Source organism: Halorubellus salinus, assembly GCF_020567525.1.
Classification (GTDB): Archaea; Halobacteriota; Halobacteria; order Halobacteriales; family Natrialbaceae; genus Halorubellus; species Halorubellus salinus.
Genome location: NZ_JAJCVI010000003.1, coordinates 187,913 through 212,961, shown reverse-complemented (window position 1 = coordinate 212,961; position 25,049 = coordinate 187,913). Strand labels below are relative to the sequence as shown.

The window sequence follows — 25,049 nt, the reverse complement described above, 5'->3', positions numbered from 1 at the left end:
GGACGAGGGGCGGGCTATCGTGGCGCGAGGCCAGCTGGTCGTCGGCCGTCCGGGGTCCGACGCCGTCGCGTCATCGCGTCACTTGCTGACCGAGACAGCGCCGCCGGCGGCGACGTAAACGGTGTACCCGAGGTACTCGAAGGACATCTGGAGGCTCGGTTCGTCCGCGTTCGTCTCGTTGGACGAGACCAGCGCGTTCAGGAGGTCGCCGTCGAGGACGTCGAACAGCGGTGGGTCGAGGTCGACCGGCTCTACGCCTTCCGCGTCGGCGATGGCCTGTACGATGCGCTGCGTCGGTTCCGCCCACGTTCTCGTCTCCACACTCATCGGGAGAGGTACGATAGCGGTTAGTATAAACGTTCCCGAACTTCTATGCGGGATTCTCGTGCACGAAACGCCTCGACCGCCGGAATCCGGCGAATCAGTGCTCGGACGGGGCGTCGAAGACGCCGGTGTCGCCGCGGACGTGGAGACGTCGCCTCCTCGACGTCGTCGATCATGTCGCTCCGCGTGTACCTGGCCACGACCTCACTGGGAGGGATCGCGTGGAATCCGTCGGGAGCAGGTCTGCGAGTAGGGGGTCGCTGCAAGTGACCGGTCCCCAAACTGTCGCGTGCGTTTATGCCAACTCGCGAGCATCGTATGGTATGACAGCACAACCCGCGCGGAGCGAGAGGCGGTCGTGATGGTCGGCGCCGTCCCCAGCCGACCGCCGAAGATGCACTACAGCACGATGACCGGCCACGACACGGGTACCGTCGACCGACACCCGAACGCCACCTGAAGGACAGCCACCTGAACGACGGCCACCTGAACGACGGCCACCTGAAGGAACGAGAGGACGATGCCAGCCACGAACGACGACTCGTACAGCGAACGTGCTCGCGGCGGCGACTGCGTGCTGTTAGCCGACGGGACGGGTGCCATCCGTTGGGCGTCACCGACCGTCGAGGCCGTCCTCGGGCGCCCGCGGAGCGACCTCTCGACGGGCACCACCGTCGCGGACGTCCTCGGGACCGAGTTCGTCGAACGCCTCGAACCCGGTGACGGACGAGTCGACGAGCCGACGCGGCGAGAGACGACCGTCTCGACTGCGGACGGTCGAGCGATCGCCGTCGAGGTCGCCGTCGAACCCGTCGACGAATCCACGCCGCTGTGGGCGTACCACTGTCGTCGAGTGGACCCCGGGCCTCTCGACGCGGCGGCGGTCCTGTCGCGCGTCACGGACGGCATCGTCGAACTCGACACCGACTGGCGGTACACGTACGTGAACGACAAGGCAGCGGCACTCGTCGACGAATCGCGCGAGTCCCTCCTCGGTCGCCCCATCTGGGAGGTCTTCGAGGTGGTCGCCGGCACGCGGATGCAGGCCGCGTTCGAGCGGGCGATGGAGCGACAGGAACCGGTGACGATGGACTGGTACGCCGACACCCTCGACAAGTGGTTGGAGATCCGCGCGTTCCCGTCCCCGACCAGGCTCCGGATATACTTCACGGACGACAGCGAGCGAATGGAGCGCGTGAGCGCGCTCCGACACGAACGCGACGTCTTCGACGAACTCCTCGAACTGGCGCCGATGGGTATCGCCGTGCACGACGCCGATGGACGGTTCGTTCGCGTCAACCAGCGCGGCGCCGAGATACTCGGACTCCCGCCGGAGGACCTCGTCGGAACGACGCTCCCCGACCGCCCGTGGGACGCACTCGACGTGGACGGCGACCCGCTGCCAGTCGAATCGTTCCCACTGAATCACGTGCTGGAGACGGCCGCCCCGGTACGGGACGTGGAACTCTCCCTCGGTCACCCCGACGGGTCCCGTCTCTGGTTGGTCGTCGGCGCCGCGCCGGTCTTCGACGACGACGGCGACATCTCCAGGGTGGTCGTGACGTTCGAGGACGTCACCGACCGCAAACGCGCGGAGATGGAACTCAGGGAACGCGAGAACCTGTTCAGTGCCGTGTTCGAGGGGACCCTCGACGCGCTCGTTCTCGCCGACGACGACGGCGATTACGTCGCCGTCAACGAAGCCGCGTGCGACCTCTACGGGCTCCCCGAGGCGGAACTCCTCGGGCGTCACCCGCGTGAGTTCGCGCCACCGGACGTCGACGTCGACGCGATCTGGGAGACCTTCCTCGAGGAGGGGACGATGCGCGGGGAGTTCACGCTCGTCAGGCCCGACGGCGACGTCCGCGTCACTGACTTCGCGGCGACGGCGAACGTCCGCCCCGGCCAGCACCTCTCCGCGCTCAGGGACATCACCGAACGGACGGAAGCGACGGAACGACTGGAAGCCCAGCGCGACGAACTAGACAGACTGAATCGCGTGAACGAGATCATCCGGGACGTCAACCGAGCGATCGTCGCTGCGACGGACCGCGACGCGGTCGTGGCGGCGGTCTGCCGGACGCTCGGCGCCACGGACACGTACCCGCTCGCGGTCTCCGCCCGCGTGACGTTCGACGGCGACGTCCAGGTCGAGCACGCCGCAGGGGCGACGCCCGAGGAGATGCGAGCACTCCAGTCGTCGACGGGCGACACGTTCGACGACGCGATAGTCGAGGCCGTGGAGACGGTGACGCCGACGGTCGTCGACGTCCGACGCGACGACCGACTGGCGGAGGCCTTCGGCGAGTACACCGCGACCGAAGCCGTTCGAGCGATCGCGAACGTCCCGCTGTCCTACGAGGGCGTCGTTCACGGCGTCCTCACCATCGGCGCGGTCGACGAGGACGCGTTCGCGTCGGAGGAACTGGGCGTCCTCGCGGAACTCGGGCAACTGCTCGGCACCGCGATAGACTCGATACGCACGAAACACCTGCTTCACGCGACCGTCTTCGAGGAACTGGAACTCGACGTCGCCGGCGACCCGGCGCCGTTACCGACGCTGAACGAACGCGTCGGTGGGTCGTGGACGCTTGAGGGCGTGGTCCCGGTCGAGGACCACGAGTACCTGCTGTACCTCACCGCCACCGATACCGACGTTGCCGCGCTCGAGCGCGCCGCCGCCGAACTCGACGTCGTGGAGGGCATCCGGGTCGTGGGCGCGGAGGGTGACCGGTTCGGGTTCGAACTGCGCGTCAGCGAGGCGTCGCCGGTCAGCGCGCTCCTGGATGCAGGCGGGTGGATCCGTGGCGGAACCATCGAGGACGGCCGTGCCCGGTTCGTGGTGGACGTGACGGCGGGGTCCGACGTCCGTGCGTACCTGCATCGCGTGGAACGTCGCGGCGTCGACGCGAACCTCGTCGCGAAGCGAGAGGTAGAGCGAAACGTCCCGGGAGCGTTGTTCGACACGATGGCCGAATCGGAGCTTACGGACCGCCAGCGGAGCGTCCTCGAGGCGGCGTACCTCTCGGGGTACTTCGAGTGGCCGCGTCGACGCACGACGGGCGAGGAGCTGGCGGCCGCGCTCGACATCTCGTCGTCGACGCTCCACCAGCACCTGCGGATCGCCATGGGGAAGGTGCTCTCGCAGTACCTCGGACTCGGTTCCGCCGAATCGTCGAGGGACGACCCGACGTGACGGTTCGCTGTCAAGCCTGCTTGTTCCGGTAAGACGCTCATGCGTCCGAGGCGTGTTCGGGATAGTGATGACAGTGGAGTACGGGGTTCGACGGACGCCAGACGACGTGGCATGGTCGACCCTTGGGAAACCGCTGGTACGACGAGTGCTCGCGATTCTCACAACAGCCGAAGAACCATGGGATCGGTCGACGCTCGCCGAAGCTATCGAGGCGGCGTCCGGGCCACGAACACCGCTTGACCGCTCGTGGGGCGACCGGGACGTCGAGGTGTACCTCCATCACTCGGTCCTCCCGAAGCTCGACGCACACGGGTTCCTCGACTACGACCCAGTGAACGGCATCGTCGTCTGCGAGGACCTCCCGATAACGGGCGACGAGTGGTTCGAACCCTCGGCAGTAGACGACGTCGCCGACTTCGCGTACCAGTCCTGAGCGCGCCGCGACCGGCGCGAGTCCCGTCGAGCGCGAGGGACGACGTTCGAAGGAACCGACCGCACGAGCGACGACGTTCGAAGGAACCGACCGCGCGAGCGCCGTCAGAAACTGCACCCGTTCAGACAGAGTTCGACGACGCCGGCGCTTCCGTCGGTGAAGTAGAACGTCACCCTGAGGTCCTCGCCCTTCATCTTCGCGTTCTTCCCGTCGATATCCCGGAACCGGTCGAACTCGAAGGACTTCGTCTGGCCGGCGTTCAACGCGACGGACTGGTCGAAGTCGACTCGCGTATCACCGCTCGGATCGCTGCTATCGACGGGTATCTCGCTCGAGACCACGGACTGTCCCGCCGCGAGGAGGATGCCGCCGCCGTCGACCTGGGTGGCGTCCGGGTTCGTCGTCTCGTTCACGCCCACGGCGACGAGACTCACGTCGACGTTCCCCGTGTTCTCCAGTTCGAACTCGTACTTCCCGCTGTTCCCAGCGGCTTTGGCGCTCCCCTGGATCTCCTGGACGACGTTCGACTGCGGGACGTCGATGACGCGCTGGAGCTCGATGCGACCCGTCGTGGTGCCGTTCGACGCGCGGATCGCCTGGATGTCGGCGGTCACCTCGTCGGCGCCCTTGACAGCGACCTCGGTCGTCGAACCACTCGCCACAGTGAACGTGACAGGGTCGGTGGCGTAGGTCCCATCGTCGCCGACGTCCCACTCGATACCGGACTCGACGGCGTCCAGCGTGACGTCCATCGTCGACGAGGACCGGTTCGTGAACGTCGGCGTGACGCTCGTATCGGTCAAGCCCTCCAGGCCGAGGACGGCGTTCGGGTCGTCGGCGACCGCCACGTTCGCCCCACGTCCGAGTACCGCGGACGTGTACGCTTCGGGTTCGAGGACGTTCAGGCCGAGTCCGATGCCGGCGACGCTGGTCGCGACCGCTGCGAGCAGGTTCCGGCGGCCCGTTCCCCCGCTGCGGCGAGGGGGTCGTCGTGGCATCAGTGACTCACCTCGTCGTCAGTCCCCTGGTCGCTCCCGGCTCTCGGCGGCCTCGAAGTTCTCGAAGTTCGGGAACTCGGTCTCCTCTAAGTCCTCCTTGCGGAGCCCGAACAGTTCCGTGCTTCCGGCGTCCTCGCCCACGTCCGGTGTGAACTTGTACATCACGTCGTTCTCGACGACGATGTACTCCTCGACGGGACGATGGAAGAGCACGCGCCGGTTCGTGTCGATGGCGAGGTTCACGAGGTCGTTCAGGTTCGTCACCTCGACCGTGTTCACGTCGCCCTGGGGCGTGTACGACTCCACTTCGGTCACCCAGTCGCGAAACCGCTGCCACTGGATCTCGCGAGCGACATCGTCGGCGTCGATGAACCGGTCGCTCACGACCGTCGCGACCCCGAACACGAGCGAGGACAACAGTGCGACGATGGCGAGCCAGTTCGCGAACGGCGACACGCCACCGTTCGCGTCGGGACTCGGGCCGGTGCGGTGGGTCGCGCGGTCGCTCCCGGTCGGGAGCGCGTACAACTGGCCGACGGGCTCGATGGCGCCGCCCGTCTCGATGGTGCGCGTGACCGTCCGCCCGGTCGGCGTCTCGTAGGAGTACGTCGCCATCGTCGCGATGGACACCGACACGGACACGCCGTCGCCGAACTCCGCTTCCAGGTCGTCGCGCGTCTCGAACACGTCCTCGATCGGGAGGTCGGCGCTGACGTTCGCCGAACTCCGCGGTCGGTCGACCGTCGCGACGACGACGTCCTTCTCGTAGAAGCCGCTCCCGTCGCCGGCGGCTCGCGTCGCGGTGTACGTGAGTGTGACGTTGAGGGCGTCGAGCGACCCGCGGTCGACGGTCGCGCTCGCGTTCACGGTCGGGTCGCTCGCGTTCTGGCGCGGGTACAGCGACGCGTCCCGGAGCGTCTCCCCGTCCGCGTACGCGTCGGTGTCGTTGCGGACGGTGACGGTCGCGTGCTGTTCGACGCTCGCCGCGTGGAACGACGTCACCTCGTCGTCGTCGGCGAGCGGGCTGAGCGCGCTCGCGTCCGTCACGAACCCCGTCATGAGCATCGTCGTGGTGAAGAGTGCGACGACGACGCACGCGACGACGATCGCTTTCGTGTTCGTGGCGAGCGCGTGCTTGAACCGGAGCCACGAGTACGACTCCATCATCGCGACGCACCTCCGTTCGCGACACTCCCGTCGGCCGCGTCTCCGGCGGACGCGAGCGACGGACTCTCGGCGGCGTGCGATGCGGACGTGGAGAGCTGTCGTGGGTTCATTTCAGTCGAGGTGGGGTGTGTCGGTTCGCTCGCGACGCCGCCGTCGCTGGATGGCCTTCCGGCTCGCTCGCAGCGGGAGTCGCGGGTCGATGAACAGGACGGCGGCGACGAGGACCGTCCCGCCGATGGGGAGCGCGGCCGCGAACCCGGCGACGAACGGATGCACGTCGACGAGCGCCGCGAGCACCGGCTTGGGGAGCGTCGCCGGGAACGAGTACACGGTGATGGTGCTCCGCTGCACTTGCGGGGTCTCGACGGGCTCGTTCGCGACCGTCACCTGGCGCGTTCCGCCACCCGCGGGTTCGACGTCGCGGATGCGGAGGTCGCCCTCCGCCTCGGCGACGGTCTCCAGGCCCCAGATGACGGGCGAGGACACCTCGATGGTTCGCTCGCCGACCTCGCCGGGCGCGACGATGCCGGGGTCGTCGCCGGTCGCGGTGGTCGTCGTCAGTATCTCCGCGTCGGCACTCGCGGGCGCCGCCACCGTCGCCGCCGGGATGACGACCATGATGGCGACCGCGAGCACGACCACGTGCACGCGCACTGGGACGGCCGCGACGGTCTCGCGGACCGCCTGCCCGCCCGTCGTCGTGTAGAGGAGCGACGCGCCGAGCAGCGCCCAGACGCCGAACGCGAACACCGGATTCGTCAGGACGAGCCCGGCGTACGGGATGACGAGCGGCTGGCCGAGAAGCGTCGGGACGGTCCCGTAGACCTGTGACGGCGGTACGGGCGGGTCGCCCGCTTCCTGGTCGGTCGCCGCGTTCGCGTCCCCCTGCGTGACGAACGCCTCGCCGTCCGCGGTCCGGTCGACGAGCCGATGCAGGACCGCGCGGTCACGCGTCGGCGTCTCGAAGAGCGCGATCTCGCCGACCGTCGGCTCCGTGTCGAGCACGACCACCAGCGAGTGCGTCTCCGCCGTCGGCACCATACTCCCCGAATCCGGCGTCGCGACCACGACCGGCGCGATACCCGGCGCTACCGCGCCGAGCGTCAACACCATCCCCAACGCCATCACGGCGAGTACCGCACCCCGGTTCATTGGCTGGTCCGGCCTACTGCCCGTCCGGTTTCCCGTTGATTGTTATCGTGGCGTCGACCGCATCAGTTCCCGTGGCGACGCCCGACGTATCAATCTCGAGCGCGACGTCGATGGACTGGGCCGTGTTGTTCGTCCCGTCCAGCGTGATGTCTCCCGAAGAGCCTCCGTCATTCACCGTGATGTCGCTTGCAGATGGGGGCGACAGTTTCACTCTGATAGAACCAGATGTACTCGAGAGGTCGACCGATATGTCGTGGGTCTGGTCGTCCTTGTTCGTGATTGTGAACAGCGGCGTTGCAGTCGGGTCGCTCCAGCTGCCATACTCGAACGTGCCCTCCTTGTTAAGGTCCTCGTTGAGGTTGAGTGAGAGATTGCCGCTGTTGTTCTTCGAGGCTGCGGGTATGCCTGGGGTAAGTTCGATGATACCATCGTCGTCGCCTTCGACGTTCGCGGTAACGTTCCGCTCGACGGTCGCGCTCGTGTAGGCTATCGATCCGACTGTGGTTGCGCCGACGATACCGGTTGCGCTGAGCAGGAATTCTCTCCTGTGCATTGTCGAACCTTATTATCTCTCTTACTGACTTAATCATGTTGGCCAAATCGTGGATTTCTACCCAGGTCGAGGCAAATTACAGGAACTATGGCATGGAATGCCATGCTCGCTGAATGCGAAATTATGGGTTTCAGGCGCTCTCAATGGCAATCACCGTTCCGGGCAGGACGCAGCTGCGCTGCCTGAAGGAATATGTAAAATTTGCTGCTACACTAAAACGTCGACAGGCCGGCTTCGAGTCGGTCCAGTCCCTCCCGGAGCCTGTCCTTCGAGTTCGCGAACGAGAGCCGGAGGTGGCCGCGACCGGCGTCGCCGAACCCGCTCCCCGGGGCGAGGACGACGCCGTGCTCGCGCAGCAGGTGCTTGGCGAGCGCGAGCGAGTCGTCGACGCCCGGGTCGAGGAACGCGTAGAACGCGCCCTCGGGTCGGGGCGCGGTCACGCCCGGCATCTCCGCGAGGCGCTCGTGGACGAGGTCCCTGCGGTCCTCGAACGCCGCGTACATCTCCTCGAACGGCGCCTGTGGCCCGGTGAGTGCGGCCTCGGCGGCGGCCTGCCCGACGCTCGACGGGCACGCGGTCGTCGACTCGCGCACCGTCACGATCCGTTCGAGGACGTCGGCGTCCCCGGCGAGCCACCCGAGCCGCCACCCGGTCATCGCGTACGCCTTCGAACACGAGCCGACCGTGAGGACGTGCTCGGGTTGGCCCGCGTACTCCGCGATGGCGCGCGCCTCGCGGTCGTAGCACAGCGAGAGGTACACCTCGTCCGCGATGACGAACGCGTCGTGGTCGGCGGCGGCGTCGACGATGCGTTGGCAGTCCGCGGGGTCCCAGACGCGTCCCGTCGGGTTGTTCGGCGTCGTCAGCACGACCGCGGCGGTGTCGTCGCTCATCGCGTCGACGACCAGGTCCGGGTCGAGGTCGTACCCTGTCTCGGCTGGGAGTGCGACCTCGGTGAACGTTCCGTCGGCGAGCGCGGCCTGCGTCTCGTAGTTCGGCCACGTCGGCCCTGGTGCTATCAGTTCCTCGCCAGGGCCGACCGTGGCGAGGACGGCGAGGAGGAGCGCCTCCATCCCGCCGACGGTGACGCAGAGCTCGTCGACGCCGTAGTCGAGGTCGTACCGGTCGGCGAGCACCCCGGAGACGGCCTCGCGGCACGAGACGGTGCCGGCGTTGGGCGTGTAGTGCGTGTCGCCGTCGCGCGCCGCCTGCATCGCGGCGTCGACGACGTGCCCGGGCGTGTCGAAGTCTGGTTCGCCGACCTCGAGGCGGACGAGATCGCCGTCGTGAGCCTCGGCGAGGTCGTACATGACGCGTATCGAGGAGCGCTCCGGTGCGCGAACGCGCGCCGTCAGCGGTGGCATACGCGCAGCGTCGACCGCGCGCGTGAAAGCCGTTCGCATGCCTCACGGCGTTCGCCGGATACCGACCAGTCGCCGGCAGACACGGGAGTCACGGTATATCGGGCGAGCGCCGGTAGCCTCGGCGAGTCACCGGGTCGCGGCGGCGCGCGAGAAGTACGACGCGGCCGCGTCGTCGAGGGTCGCGGTCACGTCCGCAAAGGCGGCGTCGCCGCGACGCCCGCAGCGACCGCACGCCGCCGGCTGGTCGACGTCGGCGTGCACCGCGTCGCACGCCTCGCACGCGAAGTATCGAAGGCCCAGCACGACCGAAGGGACGCGCTCGACACGGAAGAGCCCACCGGCGACGCAGCCACTTTTCACGCTGCACGCCGTCGCCTCGGGTATGCAACCCGACTTCGCCGCCCGACTCCGCGAGGGGGACGCGCTCGTCGGCGCGTGGTGCACCGCCGGCCATCCGGTCGTCGCCGAGGTGCTCGCATCCGAACCCGTCGACTTCGTGGTCCTCGACGGCGAGCACTCCGAGAACGACCTCGGCGACATCGCGGACTGCGTGCGCGCGGTCGACGCCGCGAACCACCGTGCGAGCCAGCACGCCGCGTCGGCGGACGGCGACGCGGACGCGACCGCCACCGCGACCGTGGTGCGCGCGAGCGGTCCCGACCGCGCGGAGATCAAGCGTCTCCTCGACCTCGGGCCCGACGGCATCCTCGTCCCGCAGGTCGAGTCCGTCGCCGACGCTCGCGAGGCCGTTCGCGCCAGCCGGTACCCGCCAGAGGGCGTGCGCGGCGTCGCCGGCGGTCGCGCCGCCGACTACGGCCGGACGCTCGACGACGCCGTCGCGAACGCGAACGACGACGTCGCGACCATCGTCCAGATGGAGACCACCGGTGCCATCGACGACGCGGACGCCATCGCCGCGCTCGACGGCCTGGACGCGCTGTTCGTCGGTCCCGCGGACCTCTCGGCGCGCCTCGGCGACTTCGGTGCGTTCGACACCGACGCGTTCCGTGCCAGCGTCGACACCGTCGTCGACGCCGCGTCCACGGCTCCGGGATCGGTCGCCGTCGGCACGCTCGCCACCAGTCACGAGAACGCGACGCCACGCCGCGACGGCTGGGGGATGGACTACGTCGTCGCGGGCGTCGACGTCGCGTACCTCCGCGACGGTCTCACCGGGTACCTCGACGCGCTCGACGACGAGGACGCCGCGACCGACGGAGGTGGTGACTGAGTGGTCGACGAGTCGTCGACGACCGACGACGCCAGTGAATCCGACGACTGCGAGCGCGTCGAGCGCGTGCAGGTGTCGACGGCGTACGGGTCGGGCCCGGAGGGCGGGAACAGCGCGTGGGTGCTGCCGGATCCGGGGATCGTCGTCGACCCGGGACCGCCCGGTGACGTCGCGTTCGATTCCGTTCGAAGTGGCCTCGAGGAGGCCGGAATCGGCCTCGAAGGCGTCCGGCACGTGCTCGTGACGCACTGGCACGTCGACCACGCGGGGCTGGCGCCACGGCTCGCGACCGAGGCGGACGCGAGCCTCCACCTCCACGAGCGCGACGCACCGCTGGTCGCGGCGTACGCCACGGAGCGCGAACGTCGCGTTGACCGCGACGCAGCGGCGCTCTCGCGGTGGGGCGTACCCGACGAGCACGTCGCCTCGATCCGGGACGCGGACTCGCCGTCGCCGATACCCGACGAGACGCCGGTCAACGACCTCGCGGCCGGTGACGCCGTGGGGCCGCTCGCGGTCGTCGAGACGCCCGGGCATACCGCCGGCCACGTCGCGTTCTCGCTCCACGCCGGCGACGGGAGCAGGGCGGACTCGCGCGTCCTCGTCGGGGACGCGGCGCTGCGGACGGTGACGCCGAACGTCGGCGGCGGCGACACCCGCCAGGAGACGCCGCTCGCGGCCTACCGGACGACGCTCGACCGGCTCGCTGGCGAGGGCTGGCGCGCGCTCCCCGGTCACGGGACCGCGTTCGACCTTGCGCCGCGGCTCGCGGAACTACGTGCACACCACCGCGAACGCGCCGCGCTCGTCGCCGACTCGCTCGCTGCGCTCGCTGCGGACGAGAACGACGCCGACGGCGTCACGCCGTGGGCCGTCGCGCGCGATCGCTTCGGCGACATGACCGGCTACCACGTGAAGTTCGGTGCCGGGGAGGCGTTCGCGCACCTCCAGGACCTCGCCGCGCTCGGGTACGCCGAGCGGGTCGCCGACGACCCGCTCCGGTACCGGGCCGTCGACGAAGGCACGGAGCTGGCGCTCGACGTCGCCCTCGACGACGCCTGGCGGGGCACCGACCAGGCAGTAGACGACTAACGGACGTTCGGTTGTTTTCGACCCAAAATACCTATCCGATAGAGCAGCGTCTGCGGTTATATGGGCGCAACCGCTGGCGTTCTCGACACTGTTTCGGACGTTCGGTCACTTTCATCGCGGTCGACCGCGTCGCGCCCGGTGCACGACACGAAGGTCCTCGTGGACCCGGCGTTCTTCGACCGCGAGTACGTCATCAATCCCCACATGGCGGGGTCGGTCGACCGGGAGCGGGCGCGCGAGCAGTGGACGCGACTCAAGCAGGTGTACGAGCGACGCGTCGACGACGTGCGCGTCCTCGACCCCCGCGAGACCGCTCGCGCGCTCGACGCCGATGCCCCAAGCCGCGCGGACGCGGCGCCCGACCCCGCTGACCGTCCAGACATGGCGTTCGTCGCGAACCACGCGCTCGCGACCGCCGACGGCGAGGGGTTCGTGCTCGCGCGCATGGCGACCGCCGAACGCGCCGGCGAACCCGCGCACTTCCGCGCGTGGGCCGAGCGCGAGGGCTACCGCGTGCTCGACGCGCCGCGCACTGTCTTCGAGGGGATGGGTGACGCGCTCTGGCACCCCGGCCGGCGCCTCCTCTGGGGCGGCCACGGCGTCCGCAGCGACCGCGCTGCCTACGACGAACTCGCCGCCGCGCTCGACGCGACGGTCGTCCCGCTCGAACTGACCAGCGAGCACTACTACCACCTGGACGTCTCCATGGCGCCGCTCGACGAGGACACCGTGCTCGTCCAGCCCGACGCGTTCACCGACGCGGCACTCGCGAAACTCGACGCGGTCTTCGACACCCTGCTGGAGGCGCCGCGCGACGAATCCAGCGACGACCTCGCCGTGAACGTCGAGGTCATCGACGACACCGTCGTCCTTGGCGCCGGCCTCCCCGACACCGCGGGGCTCCTCGAGGACGCCGGGTTCGACGTCGTCACCGTCGACACGAGCGAGTTCCAGAAGGCCGGTGGCTCGGTCTGCTGTCTCACGCTCGCCGCCGGCACGCCGGCCTGACTCGAACGCCGCGTCGCGCGTCGCTTCCGGCCTGACGCGCGACCGAGTCAGCGCTGCGCGACGACGAGCAGTCGCTCGGCGTCCTCGTCGTAGGGGTCGCCGTCGAGCGTCCCGTACGCGTCCACCTGCTCGAAACCGACGCGTTCGAGGAGCGACGTGAGTTCGTACGCGGAGTACAGGCGGTGAGAGACGTCGAACTCGCGGACGTCGCCGTCGACGACGAGCCGCCACGTGTTCTCCATCCACGACCAGTCCGCTGTCACCGTTCGCTCCTCGAGGACGTACCCGTCCTCGAACTCGTCCCACGTGCGGGCTCGGAAGTCGCGGGCGAGCGTCTCCTTCGACGCGAGATCCATCACGAGCGTGCCGCCGGGGGCGAGCGAGTCGTGGAGGTTCCCGGCGACGCGCTCGTCGTCCGCGCGGTCGTCGAAGTACCCGAACGACGTGAACAGGTTCAACGCGAGGTCGAACGTGCCGTCGCGTCGGAACTCGCGCATGTCCGCGTCCACGAACGACGTGCGGTCGGCGACGCCGGCGTCGCTGGCGCGCGTCCGGGCTTCGTCGAGATACGCGACGGTCGCGTCGACGCCGGTGACGTCGAACCCGCGGTCGGCGAGCGCGACGCTGTGCCGTCCGGGACCACACGGGAGGTCGAGAACCGCGTCGCCGGCGTCGACGTCGACGCCGGGGAGCGCGAGGACGCTATCGAGTTCCTCGCCGGCGCGCTCGAACGTCTCGTCGGGGAACATCGCGTCCCGGAACGCCTCCCAGAACCGCTCGTCCTCGTGCCAGGAATCGGTATTCGTCATACCCACCGCTTCGACCACGTCAGAGGAGGGGTTGTCGATGCTACAGGTTTGACTGTCGGACGCCGACGGAATCTTGTCGCCGAACGCGCCCGGCGACCGGCCACGTCCACGGGACTCAAGTATGTCCCTCCGCGTGGCGGGCGAGCGCTGAAGCACGTGCACGGGCAACGCGAACCCATGCCACTCATCGACTACCTCGCGTACGAGGACGCACCCGAGCGGGTGCGGGACGCGCTCGAGGGCTCGGCGTACGCGGAGAGCGAGGACCGCCACCTGTTCTACGAGCTGCTGTCGAACGCCGACGCGGTCCTGCCGGCGCGCGCGGAGTACTTCCGGACGCTGATGCGAGACGGGGACGTCCCGAAGCGCGAGAAGGAACTCGCGTACTTCGCGGTCGCCGCGGTCACGGACACTCGATTCGTCGCCGCCACGCACGGGCGCTACCTCGTCGACGAGCACGGTCTCGACCCGGCCGTCGTCGCGAGCGTCGCCCGCGGCGACCTCGGTGCGCTCGACCCGCGGGACCGTGCGGTCGTCTCGTTCGCCGCGACCGTCGCGAGGGACCCCGACGCCGTGAACGAGGCCGACGTGGACGCGCTCAGGGACGCGGGCTACGACGACGGCCAGGTCGTCGAACTGCTCCTGTTGACGTGCGACGCGCAGTCCGCGACGAGCATCGTCACCGCGATGGACCTCTCGCTCGCAGACCGCGGCGAGACCGAACCGTCGTTCCTCCCAGACGCGTTCGACCTGTAAGGTCCGAGGCGACACCGAGGACGAACGACGGCGACCGTCGGCCGCGTGTCACGCGAACAGCTGTTCGACGAGCGTCCCGACGAGCTTGTTCTCGGCGATCCGGAGGTGCTCCTCGAACGTCCGACGGTCGATGTCGAGCGCCGTCGCGAGCTCCTCGGTCGTCGTCTCCCGCGGGATCGCGTAGTACCCCTCCTCCCACGCGCTGACGACGGCCTCCTCCTGGCGATCCGAGAGTTCGGGGATGAGCGTATCGACCGAGAGCAACGGTCGGTCCTGGGTGACGCTATCGATCTCGCGCTTCGAGCGCACCGTCACGTGGAACGAGTCCTGGATGTCCTGATAGAATCGCGTCAGGTTCTCGGGGTCGAGCGTGAGGACGCGAACGAGCTTCCCGCCGTTCTCGTACCGGAGCGGCGGGAGGAGGAGGCAGTCGTGGCGTTCGAGGTACCCTTCGACGTTCTGCTCGGTGTGCGGGCGGAGACACTCGGACGTGATGATGATCTGTTCGTCGCCGCGTTCGATCGTATCCTCGACGCCGACCGCGGCGGACACCTCCTCGACGACCGCGCCGTTCGTGTCGCCGCGGACGTGCAGGAGGTCGCAGTGGTCGTTGCACCACAGCTCGATGTCGACGTCGCGACCCGCTGTCGCGTCCTCGTAGGCCACGTCGCCACGGATGTGGAAGGTCGCCTCGTACATCTCGACCGTATCTACGGACGCGCTCGCATGATAAACCCTCCCCACACGGAGACCGACTTTACTCCCACGGGGCCGTGAGAGTTGGTAGCATGAACCAGCAATTTGGGCGGCGCGATATCATGAAAGCCGGCGCCGCGGGCGCGGCCGCGAGCACCGCCGGCTGCACGAGCCTCCTCGGCGGCGGGAAGGCCGAGGTGGCGGTCGGCGGGAAGCAGTTCACCGAACAGCTCGTTCTCTCGAACATCTCGACGCAGCTGCTCGAGTCGAAAGACTTCGGCGTGAGTGCGAAGTACCCCGTCGGTGGAAGCGTCGCGAACTACAAGGCGGTCAAGAGCGGTCGCGTCGACCACTACTGGGAGTACACCGGGACCGCCTGGAAGAACTTCCTCAATCACACCGAGGAGAAGATCCGGGACCCTGAGCAGCTCTACGAGAACGTCGACGAGACGTTCCGACAGAAGTTCGCCGTCGACTGGCTCCAGACGGCGAACTTCAACAACACGTACGTCGTCACCGCGAACCCAGAGTGGCAGCAGGAGACGGGCGTGAAGACGCTCTCCGGGCTCGCCGAGTACATCAACGGTGGGAACGAGGTCACGTGGGCAGTGAGTCAGGAGTACCTGAACAACCCGACCTCGTTCGGGCGGCTCCCCGAGTACTACGGGTGGGCTGACGGCGAAGATAACGTGACCTGGGAGAAGATGGCGATCGGGACGATCAACTACAAGGCGGTCGCGACCGGCGAGGTCGACCTCGGCGTCGGGTTCGCGACGAACCCGAACATCGAGAAGTTCGACCTCGGAACCGTCGAGGACGACGAGAACTGGTTCACGATCTACTATCCGGCGCCAGTCGTCCGTCAGGACGTCCTCACCGACGAGCTGAAGCAGACGTTGAACCAGGTGCCAGAGCGCCTGGACACGAAGACGATGCAGCAGTTGAACGCGAGGGTCTCGATCGACAAGCAGGACCCCTCCCAGGTCGCGAAGAACTGGCTGCAGAGCGAGAACCTCCTCTAGGTCGACGCGCGATGCCCGTCGACACCGACGGGCGCTCCTCGCCGAAGACGCCGGCACCCACGGCTCTTCGTCTTCGTTCGACTGCCGACCGCAACAAGCTCCGTCGCGCCACTCCCCGGCGTTCCACGGTCAGCGCTGTCGGTCGCCGGCTACCGTCGTCGTTCGCGGTGGTTCGCGACCTCGTACGACGACCGTCGTCCGCACGCGTCCGCGATTCGCTATCCTGTCGTACCGTGGTTCGTGGCGGTCCTCGTCAGCGTCGGCGGGAGCACTGCCCACTGCAGTCGAGGACGTTCGTCGTCTCGGACGGGCGATCCCGAAGGGAAGCCAGATCGCCGAATCGCCCGAAAACTGTCACCTCATACGTTAATTCGCACGGATGCGAGTTCTGTCATTTAAAGACAGCCCCATACGGTGCCGGATAATATATCCTTGGGTGGGAGAGTTTCACACGTATGCGTACCAGTCCCACTCGGCGTGACGTCCTGAAAGGCGTCGGCGCAGGCGCGGCAGCAAGCACCGCCGGTTGCATGAGCCTCCTCGGTGGCGGCACGGGTACCGTCGCCATCGGCGGGAAGCAGTTCACCGAGCAACTCATCCTCAGCAACATCAGCAAGCACCTCCTGGAGTCCAACGACTTCGAGGTCGATTCGAAGTTCCCGGTCGGCGGGAACACCGCGAACCACAAGGCGCTCACGAACGACCGCGTCGACCACTACTGGGAGTACACGGGAACCGGGTGGAACTACCACCTCGGGAACACCGACGAGAAGATCCGCGACCCCCAGAAGCTCCACGAGAAGGTCAACGAGGCCTACCAGGAGGAGTACGGCATCGAGTGGCTGCAGACCGCCGAGTTCAACAACACGTACGTCGTCACCGCGAACCAGCAGTGGCAGGAGGAGACGGGCGTGGAGACGATGAGCGACCTCGCCGAACACATCAACGCGGGCAACGAGGTGACGTGGGCGGTCTCCCAGGAGTACATCAACAACCCGACCGCGTTCGGGAACATGCCGGACTTCTACGAGTACCGGGAGAACATGGACAACGTCACCTACGAGAAGATGGCGATCGGCACCATCAACTACAAGGCGGTGTCCAACGGCGACGTCGACCTCGGCGTCGGGTTCGCGACGAACCCGAACATCAAGAAGTTCGACCTGGCGACCGTCGAGGACGACGAGAACTGGTTCGTCATCTACTATCCCGCGCCCGTCGTGGACAGCGACGTCCTCACCGACGAGGTGAAGCAGGTGCTGAACGAGCCGACGAGCGCGCTCGACACGCAGACGATGATCGACCTGAACGCGCGAGTGTCCATCGACAAGGAGGACCCGTCCGCGGTCGCGGAGGACTGGCTCACGAGCGAAGGATTCCTGTAACGAGCGATGTATCCACCGCTCACGATACTCGGGGACACGCTCACGTGGCTCGTCGAGAACCAGCAGTCGGTCATCGAACAGACCATCCAGCACCTGAACGTCTCGCTGACGTCGGTCGGAATCGCACTCGTGCTCTGGGTCCCCCTCGGACTCTTCCTGCACGAGCACGACGAGTTCGCGCCGCCCGTCATCGGGACCGCGGGAATGATACTGACGCTCCCGAGCCTCGCGTTACTGCCGTTGCTCATCCCGATCGTCGGGATCGGCGTCGCACCCGCCGTGGTCGCGCTCGTCCTGTACTCGGCGCTCCCGATGATCCGGAACACGTACACGGGGCTCGAGGAGGTCGACGAGTCGATGGTGCGCGCGGGCCGTGGCCTCGGGATGACCGACCGCGAACTCCTGTTCAAGGTGAAGATACCGATGGCGCTCCCCGTCATCTTCGCGGGCATCCGGCAGGCCGCGGTGCTCGTCATCGGGATCACGACGATCGCGGCGTTCTTCGGCGCGGGCGGCCTCGGCGAATCGATCTTCGCGGGCATCCGACTGGACTTCCCGCGGCAAGTACTGGGTGCGACGATCGTCGTGTCCGTGATCGCGATCGCGACCGACTACGGCCTGCTCGCGGTGCAGCGCGCACTCCCCGGTGGCTCGGAGGCGACCTGACCATGATCGAACTCGACAACGTACGGAAGGTGTACGGCGACGGTACAGTGGCGGTGGACGACGTGAGCCTGGAGGTCCCCGAAGGCGAGACGGTGACGCTCGTCGGGCCATCGGGCTGCGGGAAGACGACGACGATGACGATGGTGAATCGGCTCACGGAGATCACGGAGGGCGACGTCCGGATCGACGGCGAGTCGATCCAGGACACGGACGTGATTGACCTCCGGCGGAACATCGGGTACGTCATCCAGGAGATCGGGCTGTTCGAGCACATGACGATCGCGGAGAACATCAGCATCGTGCCGGACCTCCGCGGCTGGGACGAGGAGCGCAAACAGGAGCGCGTCGAGGAGCTCCTCGAGCTCATCCAGCTCCCCCAGGACGTCAAGACCCAGTACCCGGCGAACCTCTCCGGTGGGCAGCGCCAGCGCGTCGGCGTCGCTCGCGCGATGGCGGCGGAGCCGGACATCATCCTGATGGACGAACCCTTCGGTGCGCTCGACCCAATCACGCGCGACGAACTCCAGGACGAGTTCCTGGACATCCAGCAGAAACTGGATACGACGATCATGTTCGTCACGCACGACATCGACGAGGCCCTGAAGATGGGCGACCGAGTTGCGGTGCTCCGGGACGGCGAACTCGTCCAGTACGACGCGCCGAAGGACCTCCTCGGGAGCCCGAAGAACGAGTTCGTCGCGAACTTCATCGGCGAGGACCGCGTCCTCAAGCAACTCTCGGCGGTCACGGTACGCGAGGTGATGAACGCGCCCCAGGTCGGTGAGGGCGCGGGCGAGAACCCGCTGTCGCCGGACGATTCGCTGAAGGTCGCACTCCAGCGGATCTTCCAGCAGGGCGACCCGCTCCCGGTCGTCGAAGACGGCGAGGTCGTCGGACAGGTGAGCGAGGCGGACATCCAGGCGGTGACCGACCGGCGGACGAGCGAGGTGCTACAGTGATGTCGTGGGCTGCGGCGCTCGCACTGCTCGACGTCCCGCTTTCGTCCGTGTTCACGGGCTGGATCGATTACATCGGCGCGAACTGGGATCAGTTCCTGACGCTCCTGCGCGGCCACCTCGTGATGGTCGGAATCGGCGAACTGCTCGCGATCCTCATCGCGGTCCCCGCCGGTATCCTCGCGACCCGCGACCCGCGGTTGGCGCGCATCATCGAGAACCTCGGTGCGGTCGCACAGACCATCCCCGCACTCGGCGTGATCGCGTTGACGTTCACCTTCCTCGGGCTCGGGAAGCGACCGACGATCCTCGCTATCACGATCTACGCGCTGTTCCCCATCCTGAAGAACACGGTCGCTGGCATCCAGAACGTCGAGGAGGCGGACGTTCGCGCGGGCCGCGGCATGGGGATGACGAACGTCCAGCGACTCCGCCGGATCGAACTCCCGCTGGCGCTCCCCGTGATCTTCGCGGGCATCAGGACCTCGACCGTGCTCTGCGTCGGCGTCGCGTACATCGGCGTGTTCGTCGGCGCTGGCGGCCTCGGTACGTGGATCCAGGCCGGGCTGACGACGGTGAACTACGACGTGATGCTCGCCGGCGCCATCCCCGGGGCGCTCACCGTCATCGCGTTCGACCGCGGGTTCAGCGTCCTCGAAGGCATGGTCACGCCAGAGGGCGTGAGCCGCGACACGACCGAGGGCGGCGCGGCCGCCTGAGGACCCGGCGCGCACGTCTCCTCGCTGCTACGACGTTCTCGAACGACTGCTTGGACAACTGTTCAATCCAGGTCGTCGTACCGAGCCCCTCGTCCATCGACTCGTTTCAGCGGCCGTATCGCATACACGGACCGAGTCCGGGACACCAACCCGGTTCAATCCACGGATGAGGCGCCGAATCTCCTGTTCAGTAGATGTGCTTAGTGAACAGCGTCTTGAGCCAGTTTCACACTGAAAATAAGCTCCTTGTGAAGAGTTCTATGACACTCTCTAAATTAGGATAGCTGTTGGGAGGTCTGCGCCGAAAAGTTCGGCTTCCGAGAGTTTGGCGTCTGTAAGGATAGTCTTCGACAGATCCGGTTGGAAAAACCAGCCCTCGAGAGATCACCGTCGCGAAGTTCATCTTTTGAAAGATTGGATCGGGTGAGGTCTGTGGCCAGACTGATATCGACCGGGATAACCTGTGATCGCCGGGAATCTTGTACTCAGAATCGAGCATACCGGCACGACTGTCGAGGCCGTAATAATGGTCCCGCTGGATTCAGGTATATCCAGTGCTGTGCAAGCGTCGCCGACCGATGAGGCATACTCAGCAGTAGCGGAACAAAGTCATTTCATCCAAGAATGCCGGCAGGAACGCTACTATAGCCGACCCCTCAGTGAGACACCACTAAGTGAGGTTATTCCGTATATTGAGTATGTTTTCATCAGAAGAGGTTGAGGAACTAGTCGAAGAATTAGACGAGGACGTACTCGAAGTTGAGGACAGGATTCGGCGATTTCTCAGCGATATAGAAACTGAGTCGGAGCGAACAGAGATATCGACGGTCCAGTATGCATGGAATGACGCTGGAGACTCTGTGCCTATGAAGCGGGAAGCGAAAATTGAGTATGAAAAGTGGCACGCAAAGGCCGAGGAATTGGTACGAGAATACCGGGCGACTCGCTTAGAAGACTTTCAGTCTCACTACGAAACTATTCAGGAAACGCTCCGACTTGGAGGCGATACGAAAACGAGCACAAGCCCAGAAGGAGTCACAAACGAAACCTTCCATGCATTAGACGCTCAGACGGCAATAATCCGGAGTATAATAGGTAAAATAGAGGTCAAGGAACTCAAAGCTCGACGTCAAGTTTCTAAGAATGTTGCTCGAAACGAAATTGAGCAAGCCTGGCAATTGTTTGAAGGAGATTTCATCAGAGCTGCTGGTGTAGTTGCGGCCGTGGCGGTGGAGAGAGAGTTGATGACGCTGTGTGAGGAGTCGGAGCAGGTCGCCAAATTCAATCCATCTCATGGGATTAGCAGACTCTCCCAGACCCTGTACGAGGCGGACGTGATTGATAAGACATCCTGGAATGAGATGAAGAAATTAGCGAGTATCAGGGAAACCTGTGCTCATGCTGAGGACCCCGAAAAACATCGTGTCCGCACCCTAATTAGTGGTAGTGAGGAGTTCGTTAGGGGATAGGTCAGTTATCAGCCTTACCGCGGTTCGCCGGAAGATAGCTCTGTTGAAATCCTATTCGTTAGACATCTCATCTGATGAAACTGCTGTTAGGTAGGCGTGCGAACCGAACGAAGACTGGATTGGTGAGTCCTTAGATGGCTCTCGGGCCAATTCGTGTTGGCAACGCTCGCTACTGCTGAGGTTCGTCGTCCTCGTCCGAAGATGTCCTTAAGAGGACATCTGTTCTGGAGATCGGTTCGAGAATGAGGGCAAGGACTAACGCGATGAACGCGCCTTGGACTCCAAAGTAGTAGTAAGCGTTGATGAGAAGGCCAAGAATGACGAGATTTTCCAAATAACTCAACCGAAATTGCGTGTCCTGATTGTCGTCACTCATGTTTCGGAGAGGTGACTTCCAGCTCTCTTAAAATGGGCGGTTGAAAGGATCTACTGTGGGTCGATAAGTGTACTCTCTGTATCTACCAGTTCGGTATGTCGAGGCCACGGCCATCTCTCACGGCCGGTGTGAACTCCGCATTCAGCAGCGGAGTTCTGTCACCGAAGGAGGTCCTCCACGGGGTTGTTCTCGCTACGCTGTGCACCCCGGATAGCGTCCGCGGGTCAGTGGAGTTCGGTGCCGGTGGCGCGGACTTCTTCGACGATGCTTCCGCGGCGGACGGCGGCGGCGAGGCACTCGATCTTCTCGCTCCAGGTGACGTCGCCGAGCTGGAGGCCGACGAGTTCGTCGACCTTCGAGTACGCGACGTCGAGCGGGCGTGGGAGGTCGACGCCAGCTTGCGTGGTGGCGCGCGCCGCGCAGAGCAGTTCGGTGGCGACGACGCGACTCGTCAGGTCGACGGTCTCGAGGAGGTTCGCGCTCGCGAGGTTCCCGGCGGCGTGGACGTCCTCCTGGCCGGTCGATGCGACGAACGACCGGTCGCTCGCGGTGTCGAGCGTCTGCATCTCGGTGACGAGGCTCGCGGCGGCGTACTGCGCCCGTGCGAGTCCCGTCTCGAGGCCGGGGTCGGTCGCGAGGTGGGGGTTCGCGGCCGTCTCCAGGAGGCGGTCGCTGCGGCGTTCGCTCGCGACGGCGACCTTCCGCGTCGTGAGCGCGAGGAGGTCCGCGAGCCCGGCGAGGTGCTGGCCGTTGAAGTGGCCGACCGAGCGCGCGGTCCCGTCGGGGAACACGAGCGGGTTGTCGGTCGCGCTCGCCAGCTCCTGCTCGACGGGGTCGGCGACCATCGCGAGGTGCTCGTGGAGCGTCCCGTTCACCTGCGGGAGCGTGCGGATTGAAAGGGGGTCCTGGGTCATGTCCGCGCGGTCTGGGGCGTCCTCGCCGGTGAGTGCGCGGACGTTCGCGGCGGTCGCGCGGTGACCGTCGACGTCGCGCACGTCGAAGACCCGGTCGTCGAACGCGCCCGGTTCCTCGCCGACGAGCGCGACCGTCCACGCGCCGGCGAGGTCGGCCGCGGTCGCGACGCGTCGGAGCGTTGCGACGGCGAGCGCGGTCTGGGCGGTCTGCACGCTCGTGCCGCTGATGAGCGCGAGCCCCTCCTTCGGGCCGAACTCGTAGGGGTCGAGGCCCGCGGCGTCGAGCGCCGCGTCGCTCGAAACGCGTTCACCGTCGACGATGGCCTCGCCGGCGGGGTCGCCCGCGAGCACGAGCCCGACGTTCGCGAGCTCGCAAGCGTTGTCCGCACTCCCGTCGCTCGGCACGACGGGGAGGACGTCGGCGTCGAGGAGCGCGAGCAGCCGCTCGACGAGGTCGACGCTGACGCCGGAGGCGCCGACTGCGAGCGCGTTCGCGCGGACGAGGACGGCGGCTCGCGTCACGTCCTTCGGGAGCGGGTCGCCGGTCGCGGCGTGGTGGCTCCGCAGGAGGTTGTGCTGCTGGGTCTCGAGGTCCTCGCGGTCGATACTGATGTCCTTGAGGTTCCCGAAGCCCGTGTTGACGCCGTAGACGGATTCCTCGTTCGCGTCGGTGACGTCGTCGACGACGCGCTTGCTCGCGGCCATCCGCTCGCGCGCCTCGGAGGCGAGTTCGACGGGCGCGCCGTCGCGCGCGACCGCCTCGACGGCGTCGACGGTCAGGGCGCCGTCGACCGTCACCATCGTCGACCACCCGAACGACTGGCGGCGTCGGGCACCTGCGGCGGTCCTGCGGGACGCGACGCGTGAACTGTTGGCATACGAGTACGGTGACGGGTTCCCCGGGAAAACATTACCCCTCCATCTGGAAGGTCCATATATAATCCGCGAAGGTCGTAACGCCAAACCATGACAGACGATACCACCGTCGGCGAGCCCAGCGACACGTGGCGGGCCTACGAGGGTGCGAATACCGGGACCGACGTCGAGTGCGAGGGCTGGCGGCAGGAGGCCGCGCTCCGCATGCTGAACAACAACCTCGACCCCGAGGTCGCCGAGCGCCCAGAGGACCTCGTCGTGTACGGGGGCGTCGGGCGCGCCGCGCGGAACTGGGACGCGTACGACACAATCGTCGAGGAACTCCGCGACCTCGGCGACGACGAGACGCTCGTCGTCCAGTCGGGCAAACCGGTCGGTCGACTGCGAACGCACGAGCGCGCTCCGCGCGTGCTCATCGCGAACACCAACCTCGTCTCGAAGTGGGACACCTGGGAGCACTTCCGCGAACTCGAGGCCGCCGGCGAGATGATGATGGGGAACTACACCGCCGGGTCGTGGGGGTACATCGGCTCGCAGGGCGTCCTCCAGGGGACCTACGAGACGCTCGCGACCGTCGCTCGCCAGCACTTCGACGGCGACCTGCGCGGCCAGGTCGTCGTCACCGCGGGGCTCGGCGGGATGGGCGGGAACCAGCCGCTGGCCGCGACGATGAACGAGGGCGTCTGTCTCGTCGCGGAGGTCAGCGGCGAGCGCATCGACCGCCGCATCGAGGAGGGGTACTGCGACGAGCGCGTGGACACCGTCGACGACGCGCTGGAACGCGCGCAGGAAGCGGCGGAGGCGGGCGAGGCGGTCGGCATCGGCGTGCAGGCGAACGTCGTCGAACTCCTCGAAGCGATGCGCGACCGCGACATCGTCCCGGACGTCCTCACGGACATGACGGCCGCGCACGACGAACTCACCGGGTACTATCCCGTCGACTACAGCGTCGAGGCGGCCGACGCGCTCCGCGAGGACGACCCGGAGACGTACGTCGAAGCGAGCCTGGATTCGATGGAACGGCACGTCCAGGCGATGCTCGACCTCCACGACGCCGGCGCGGTGACGTTCACGTACGGGAACGGCATCCGCGGACAGGTCGCCGACAGACGTGGGTTCGAGGACGCCCACGACCTCCCCGGGTTCGCGCCCGAGTACGTCCGGCCGCTGTTCTGCGAGGGTCGTGGTCCGTTCCGGTGGATCGCGCTCTCGGGCGACCCCGACGACATCCACCGGACCGACGAGGTCGTCAAGGACCTGTTCCCCGAGAACGATTCGCTCACGCGCTGGATTGACCTGGCGCAGGAGCACGTCCAGTTCCAGGGCCTCCCCGCTCGCGTGTGCTGGCTCGGCTACCAGGCGGACGACTCCGGGTTGAGCGAGCGCGCGCGGTTCGCGCTCCGCGTGAACGAACTCGTCGCCGACGGCGAGCTGTCCGCGCCGGTCGTCGTGACGCGCGACCAGCTCGACGGCGGGAGCATCGCGAACCCGAACGAGGCGACCGAGGACATGAAGGACGGGACCGACGCGGTCGCGGACTGGCCGATCCTGAACGCGCTCCTCAACACCGCCGCCGGGGCGGACGTCGTGAGCATCCACTCGAGCGCGGGCGCGGTCGGCGAGGTGACGAGCACGAACAACCACGTCGTGCTCGACGGGAGCGACCTCGCCGCGGAGAAGGCCCGGCGCGTGTTCGACGTGGACCCGGCGACGGCCGTGATGCGGCACGCGGACGCGGGCTACGAGAAGGCGGTCGACGAGGCTGTGCAGTCCGACGTCCCGATTCCGATGAGTGAACGCGTCGCGGTCGAGGAGGCCGCCCCAACGGACCAGGACGGTCGACCGGCGGCGGTCGAAGCGGAGTCGCAGTCCGCGGAGGACGACTAG

At 66.9% G+C, this 25,049-nt stretch carries 25 protein-coding genes; 13 read left to right on the top strand and 12 right to left on the bottom strand.

All coding sequences use genetic code 11. The annotated features are described in order from the left end of the window. Nucleotides 1–78: 78 nt before the first annotated feature. Both LI336_RS09345 and LI336_RS20130 read right to left on the bottom strand, forming a co-directional pair. Nucleotides 79–327: a HalOD1 output domain-containing protein gene (locus LI336_RS09345; protein ID WP_227132856.1), complete on the bottom strand. Its 249-nt coding sequence runs from the start codon at nucleotides 325–327 to the stop codon at nucleotides 79–81. 396 nt (nucleotides 328–723) lie between these two features. Beyond that, nucleotides 724–855: a hypothetical protein gene (locus LI336_RS20130; RefSeq protein ID WP_264475352.1), complete on the bottom strand. Its 132-nt coding sequence runs from the start codon at nucleotides 853–855 to the stop codon at nucleotides 724–726. On the opposite strand from LI336_RS20130, the gene LI336_RS09340 reads away from it, so the two are divergent. Together LI336_RS09340 and LI336_RS09335 are read left to right on the top strand one after the other, a co-directional pair. Continuing rightward, nucleotides 845–3,520, top strand: a complete 2,676-nt coding sequence (locus tag LI336_RS09340; RefSeq protein WP_227132855.1) for a PAS domain-containing protein — start codon at nucleotides 845–847, stop codon at nucleotides 3,518–3,520. The two genes, LI336_RS20130 and LI336_RS09340, sit on opposite strands and share 11 nt — an antisense overlap. Before the next feature lie 67 nt (nucleotides 3,521–3,587). Next, nucleotides 3,588–3,953, top strand: coding sequence for a DUF7344 domain-containing protein (locus LI336_RS09335; RefSeq protein WP_227132854.1), 366 nt, complete (start codon nucleotides 3,588–3,590; stop codon nucleotides 3,951–3,953). A 104-nt stretch (nucleotides 3,954–4,057) separates the two neighbouring features. Here the strand turns inward: LI336_RS09335 and LI336_RS09330 are convergent, their stop codons facing one another. From LI336_RS09330 to LI336_RS09305, 6 genes are all read right to left on the bottom strand, one after another. After that, nucleotides 4,058–4,951: a hypothetical protein gene (locus LI336_RS09330; protein WP_227132853.1), complete on the bottom strand. Its 894-nt coding sequence runs from the start codon at nucleotides 4,949–4,951 to the stop codon at nucleotides 4,058–4,060. Nucleotides 4,952–4,969: 18 nt separating this feature from the next. Then, a complete protein-coding gene (locus tag LI336_RS09325; protein ID WP_227132852.1) occupies nucleotides 4,970–6,118 on the bottom strand; it encodes a DUF5305 family protein in 1,149 nt (382 codons plus the stop codon). A 111-nt stretch (nucleotides 6,119–6,229) separates the two neighbouring features. Continuing rightward, nucleotides 6,230–7,270, bottom strand: a complete 1,041-nt coding sequence (locus LI336_RS09320) for a S24/S26 family peptidase (RefSeq protein ID WP_227132851.1) — start codon at nucleotides 7,268–7,270, stop codon at nucleotides 6,230–6,232. Between the two features lie 13 nt (nucleotides 7,271–7,283). Continuing rightward, nucleotides 7,284–7,823 (bottom strand): hypothetical protein, encoded by a 540-nt coding sequence (locus LI336_RS09315; RefSeq protein ID WP_227132850.1) that lies wholly within the window; start codon nucleotides 7,821–7,823, stop codon nucleotides 7,284–7,286. 212 nt (nucleotides 7,824–8,035) lie between these two features. Next, nucleotides 8,036–9,187, bottom strand: coding sequence for a pyridoxal phosphate-dependent aminotransferase (locus LI336_RS09310; RefSeq protein ID WP_227132849.1), 1,152 nt, complete (start codon nucleotides 9,185–9,187; stop codon nucleotides 8,036–8,038). 126 nt (nucleotides 9,188–9,313) lie between these two features. Continuing rightward, nucleotides 9,314–9,490 carry a hypothetical protein gene (locus tag LI336_RS09305; RefSeq protein ID WP_227132848.1) on the bottom strand — a complete coding sequence of 59 codons (177 nt, stop codon included), beginning with the start codon at nucleotides 9,488–9,490 and terminating at the stop codon, nucleotides 9,314–9,316. A gap of 79 nt (nucleotides 9,491–9,569) precedes the next feature. Between LI336_RS09305 and LI336_RS09300 the strand changes: the two genes are divergently transcribed. The 3 genes from LI336_RS09300 to LI336_RS09290 all read left to right on the top strand — a co-directional run bounded on the left by LI336_RS09300 (nucleotide 9,570) and on the right by LI336_RS09290 (nucleotide 12,518). Further along, nucleotides 9,570–10,418, top strand: a complete 849-nt coding sequence (locus LI336_RS09300) for an HpcH/HpaI aldolase family protein (RefSeq protein ID WP_227132847.1) — start codon at nucleotides 9,570–9,572, stop codon at nucleotides 10,416–10,418. Next, nucleotides 10,419–11,510 carry an MBL fold metallo-hydrolase gene (locus LI336_RS09295; protein WP_227132846.1) on the top strand — a complete coding sequence of 364 codons (1,092 nt, stop codon included), beginning with the start codon at nucleotides 10,419–10,421 and terminating at the stop codon, nucleotides 11,508–11,510. Nucleotides 11,511–11,648: 138 nt separating this feature from the next. Beyond that, nucleotides 11,649–12,518 carry a dimethylarginine dimethylaminohydrolase family protein gene (locus tag LI336_RS09290; protein ID WP_227132845.1) on the top strand — a complete coding sequence of 290 codons (870 nt, stop codon included), beginning with the start codon at nucleotides 11,649–11,651 and terminating at the stop codon, nucleotides 12,516–12,518. Between the two features lie 47 nt (nucleotides 12,519–12,565). Here LI336_RS09290 and LI336_RS09285 read toward each other — a convergent pair whose 3' ends face one another. Next, a complete protein-coding gene (locus LI336_RS09285) occupies nucleotides 12,566–13,327 on the bottom strand; it encodes an SAM-dependent methyltransferase (protein WP_227132844.1) in 762 nt (253 codons plus the stop codon). A gap of 177 nt (nucleotides 13,328–13,504) precedes the next feature. Here LI336_RS09285 and LI336_RS09280 point away from each other — a divergent pair, with 177 nt between their 5' ends. Beyond that, a complete protein-coding gene (locus LI336_RS09280; RefSeq protein WP_227132843.1) occupies nucleotides 13,505–14,083 on the top strand; it encodes a carboxymuconolactone decarboxylase family protein in 579 nt (192 codons plus the stop codon). A 48-nt stretch (nucleotides 14,084–14,131) separates the two neighbouring features. Here LI336_RS09280 and LI336_RS09275 read toward each other — a convergent pair whose 3' ends face one another. Next, nucleotides 14,132–14,782: a helix-turn-helix domain-containing protein gene (locus LI336_RS09275; RefSeq protein WP_227132842.1), complete on the bottom strand. Its 651-nt coding sequence runs from the start codon at nucleotides 14,780–14,782 to the stop codon at nucleotides 14,132–14,134. A 119-nt stretch (nucleotides 14,783–14,901) separates the two neighbouring features. Here LI336_RS09275 and LI336_RS09270 point away from each other — a divergent pair, with 119 nt between their 5' ends. From LI336_RS09270 to LI336_RS09240, 6 genes are all read left to right on the top strand, one after another. After that, nucleotides 14,902–15,801 carry a glycine betaine ABC transporter substrate-binding protein gene (locus LI336_RS09270; RefSeq protein WP_227132841.1) on the top strand — a complete coding sequence of 300 codons (900 nt, stop codon included), beginning with the start codon at nucleotides 14,902–14,904 and terminating at the stop codon, nucleotides 15,799–15,801. Between the two features lie 455 nt (nucleotides 15,802–16,256). After that, nucleotides 16,257–17,186, top strand: a complete 930-nt coding sequence (locus tag LI336_RS09265; protein ID WP_227132840.1) for an ABC transporter substrate-binding protein — start codon at nucleotides 16,257–16,259, stop codon at nucleotides 17,184–17,186. Nucleotides 17,187–17,192: 6 nt separating this feature from the next. Continuing rightward, nucleotides 17,193–17,852 (top strand): ABC transporter permease, encoded by a 660-nt coding sequence (locus LI336_RS09260; RefSeq protein WP_227132839.1) that lies wholly within the window; start codon nucleotides 17,193–17,195, stop codon nucleotides 17,850–17,852. Nucleotides 17,853–17,854: 2 nt separating this feature from the next. Further along, nucleotides 17,855–18,811, top strand: coding sequence for an ABC transporter ATP-binding protein (locus LI336_RS09255; RefSeq protein ID WP_227132838.1), 957 nt, complete (start codon nucleotides 17,855–17,857; stop codon nucleotides 18,809–18,811). Further along, a complete protein-coding gene (locus LI336_RS09250) occupies nucleotides 18,811–19,527 on the top strand; it encodes an ABC transporter permease (protein ID WP_227132837.1) in 717 nt (238 codons plus the stop codon). Before LI336_RS09255 ends, LI336_RS09250 begins: the two co-directional genes overlap by 1 nt. 698 nt (nucleotides 19,528–20,225) lie before the next feature. Then, on the top strand, nucleotides 20,226–20,996 hold the full coding sequence (locus LI336_RS09240) for a hypothetical protein (protein WP_227132836.1): 771 nt from the start codon (nucleotides 20,226–20,228) through the stop codon (nucleotides 20,994–20,996). Nucleotides 20,997–21,165: 169 nt separating this feature from the next. Here the strand turns inward: LI336_RS09240 and LI336_RS09235 are convergent, their stop codons facing one another. Both LI336_RS09235 and LI336_RS09230 read right to left on the bottom strand, forming a co-directional pair. After that, nucleotides 21,166–21,372: a hypothetical protein gene (locus LI336_RS09235; protein WP_227132835.1), complete on the bottom strand. Its 207-nt coding sequence runs from the start codon at nucleotides 21,370–21,372 to the stop codon at nucleotides 21,166–21,168. Nucleotides 21,373–21,596: 224 nt separating this feature from the next. Then, nucleotides 21,597–23,087: an aromatic amino acid ammonia-lyase gene (locus LI336_RS09230; protein ID WP_227132834.1), complete on the bottom strand. Its 1,491-nt coding sequence runs from the start codon at nucleotides 23,085–23,087 to the stop codon at nucleotides 21,597–21,599. A gap of 165 nt (nucleotides 23,088–23,252) precedes the next feature. Here LI336_RS09230 and hutU point away from each other — a divergent pair, with 165 nt between their 5' ends. Next, complete coding sequence (gene hutU / locus LI336_RS09225; RefSeq protein WP_227132833.1) at nucleotides 23,253–25,049, top strand: urocanate hydratase; 1,797 nt, start codon at nucleotides 23,253–23,255, stop codon at nucleotides 25,047–25,049.

Coding starts and splice junctions, on each gene's coding strand:
- LI336_RS09345 (WP_227132856.1), bottom strand. CDS start 327: ATGAGTGTGGAGACGAGAACGTGGGCGGAACCGACGCAGCGCATCGTA.
- LI336_RS09340 (WP_227132855.1), top strand. CDS start 845: ATGCCAGCCACGAACGACGACTCGTACAGCGAACGTGCTCGCGGCGGC.
- LI336_RS09335 (WP_227132854.1), top strand. CDS start 3,588: ATGACAGTGGAGTACGGGGTTCGACGGACGCCAGACGACGTGGCATGG.
- LI336_RS09330 (WP_227132853.1), bottom strand. CDS start 4,951: ATGCCACGACGACCCCCTCGCCGCAGCGGGGGAACGGGCCGCCGGAAC.
- LI336_RS09325 (WP_227132852.1), bottom strand. CDS start 6,118: ATGATGGAGTCGTACTCGTGGCTCCGGTTCAAGCACGCGCTCGCCACG.
- LI336_RS09320 (WP_227132851.1), bottom strand. CDS start 7,270: ATGAACCGGGGTGCGGTACTCGCCGTGATGGCGTTGGGGATGGTGTTG.
- LI336_RS09315 (WP_227132850.1), bottom strand. CDS start 7,823: ATGCACAGGAGAGAATTCCTGCTCAGCGCAACCGGTATCGTCGGCGCA.
- LI336_RS09310 (WP_227132849.1), bottom strand. CDS start 9,187: ATGCCACCGCTGACGGCGCGCGTTCGCGCACCGGAGCGCTCCTCGATA.
- LI336_RS09300 (WP_227132847.1), top strand. CDS start 9,570: ATGCAACCCGACTTCGCCGCCCGACTCCGCGAGGGGGACGCGCTCGTC.
- LI336_RS09285 (WP_227132844.1), bottom strand. CDS start 13,327: ATGACGAATACCGATTCCTGGCACGAGGACGAGCGGTTCTGGGAGGCG.
- LI336_RS09280 (WP_227132843.1), top strand. CDS start 13,505: ATGCCACTCATCGACTACCTCGCGTACGAGGACGCACCCGAGCGGGTG.
- LI336_RS09275 (WP_227132842.1), bottom strand. CDS start 14,782: ATGTACGAGGCGACCTTCCACATCCGTGGCGACGTGGCCTACGAGGAC.
- LI336_RS09270 (WP_227132841.1), top strand. CDS start 14,902: ATGAAAGCCGGCGCCGCGGGCGCGGCCGCGAGCACCGCCGGCTGCACG.
- LI336_RS09265 (WP_227132840.1), top strand. CDS start 16,257: ATGCGTACCAGTCCCACTCGGCGTGACGTCCTGAAAGGCGTCGGCGCA.
- LI336_RS09260 (WP_227132839.1), top strand. CDS start 17,193: ATGTATCCACCGCTCACGATACTCGGGGACACGCTCACGTGGCTCGTC.
- LI336_RS09255 (WP_227132838.1), top strand. CDS start 17,855: ATGATCGAACTCGACAACGTACGGAAGGTGTACGGCGACGGTACAGTG.
- LI336_RS09250 (WP_227132837.1), top strand. CDS start 18,811: ATGTCGTGGGCTGCGGCGCTCGCACTGCTCGACGTCCCGCTTTCGTCC.
- LI336_RS09240 (WP_227132836.1), top strand. CDS start 20,226: ATGTTTTCATCAGAAGAGGTTGAGGAACTAGTCGAAGAATTAGACGAG.
- LI336_RS09235 (WP_227132835.1), bottom strand. CDS start 21,372: ATGAGTGACGACAATCAGGACACGCAATTTCGGTTGAGTTATTTGGAA.
- LI336_RS09230 (WP_227132834.1), bottom strand. CDS start 23,087: ATGGTGACGGTCGACGGCGCCCTGACCGTCGACGCCGTCGAGGCGGTC.
- hutU (WP_227132833.1), top strand. CDS start 23,253: ATGACAGACGATACCACCGTCGGCGAGCCCAGCGACACGTGGCGGGCC.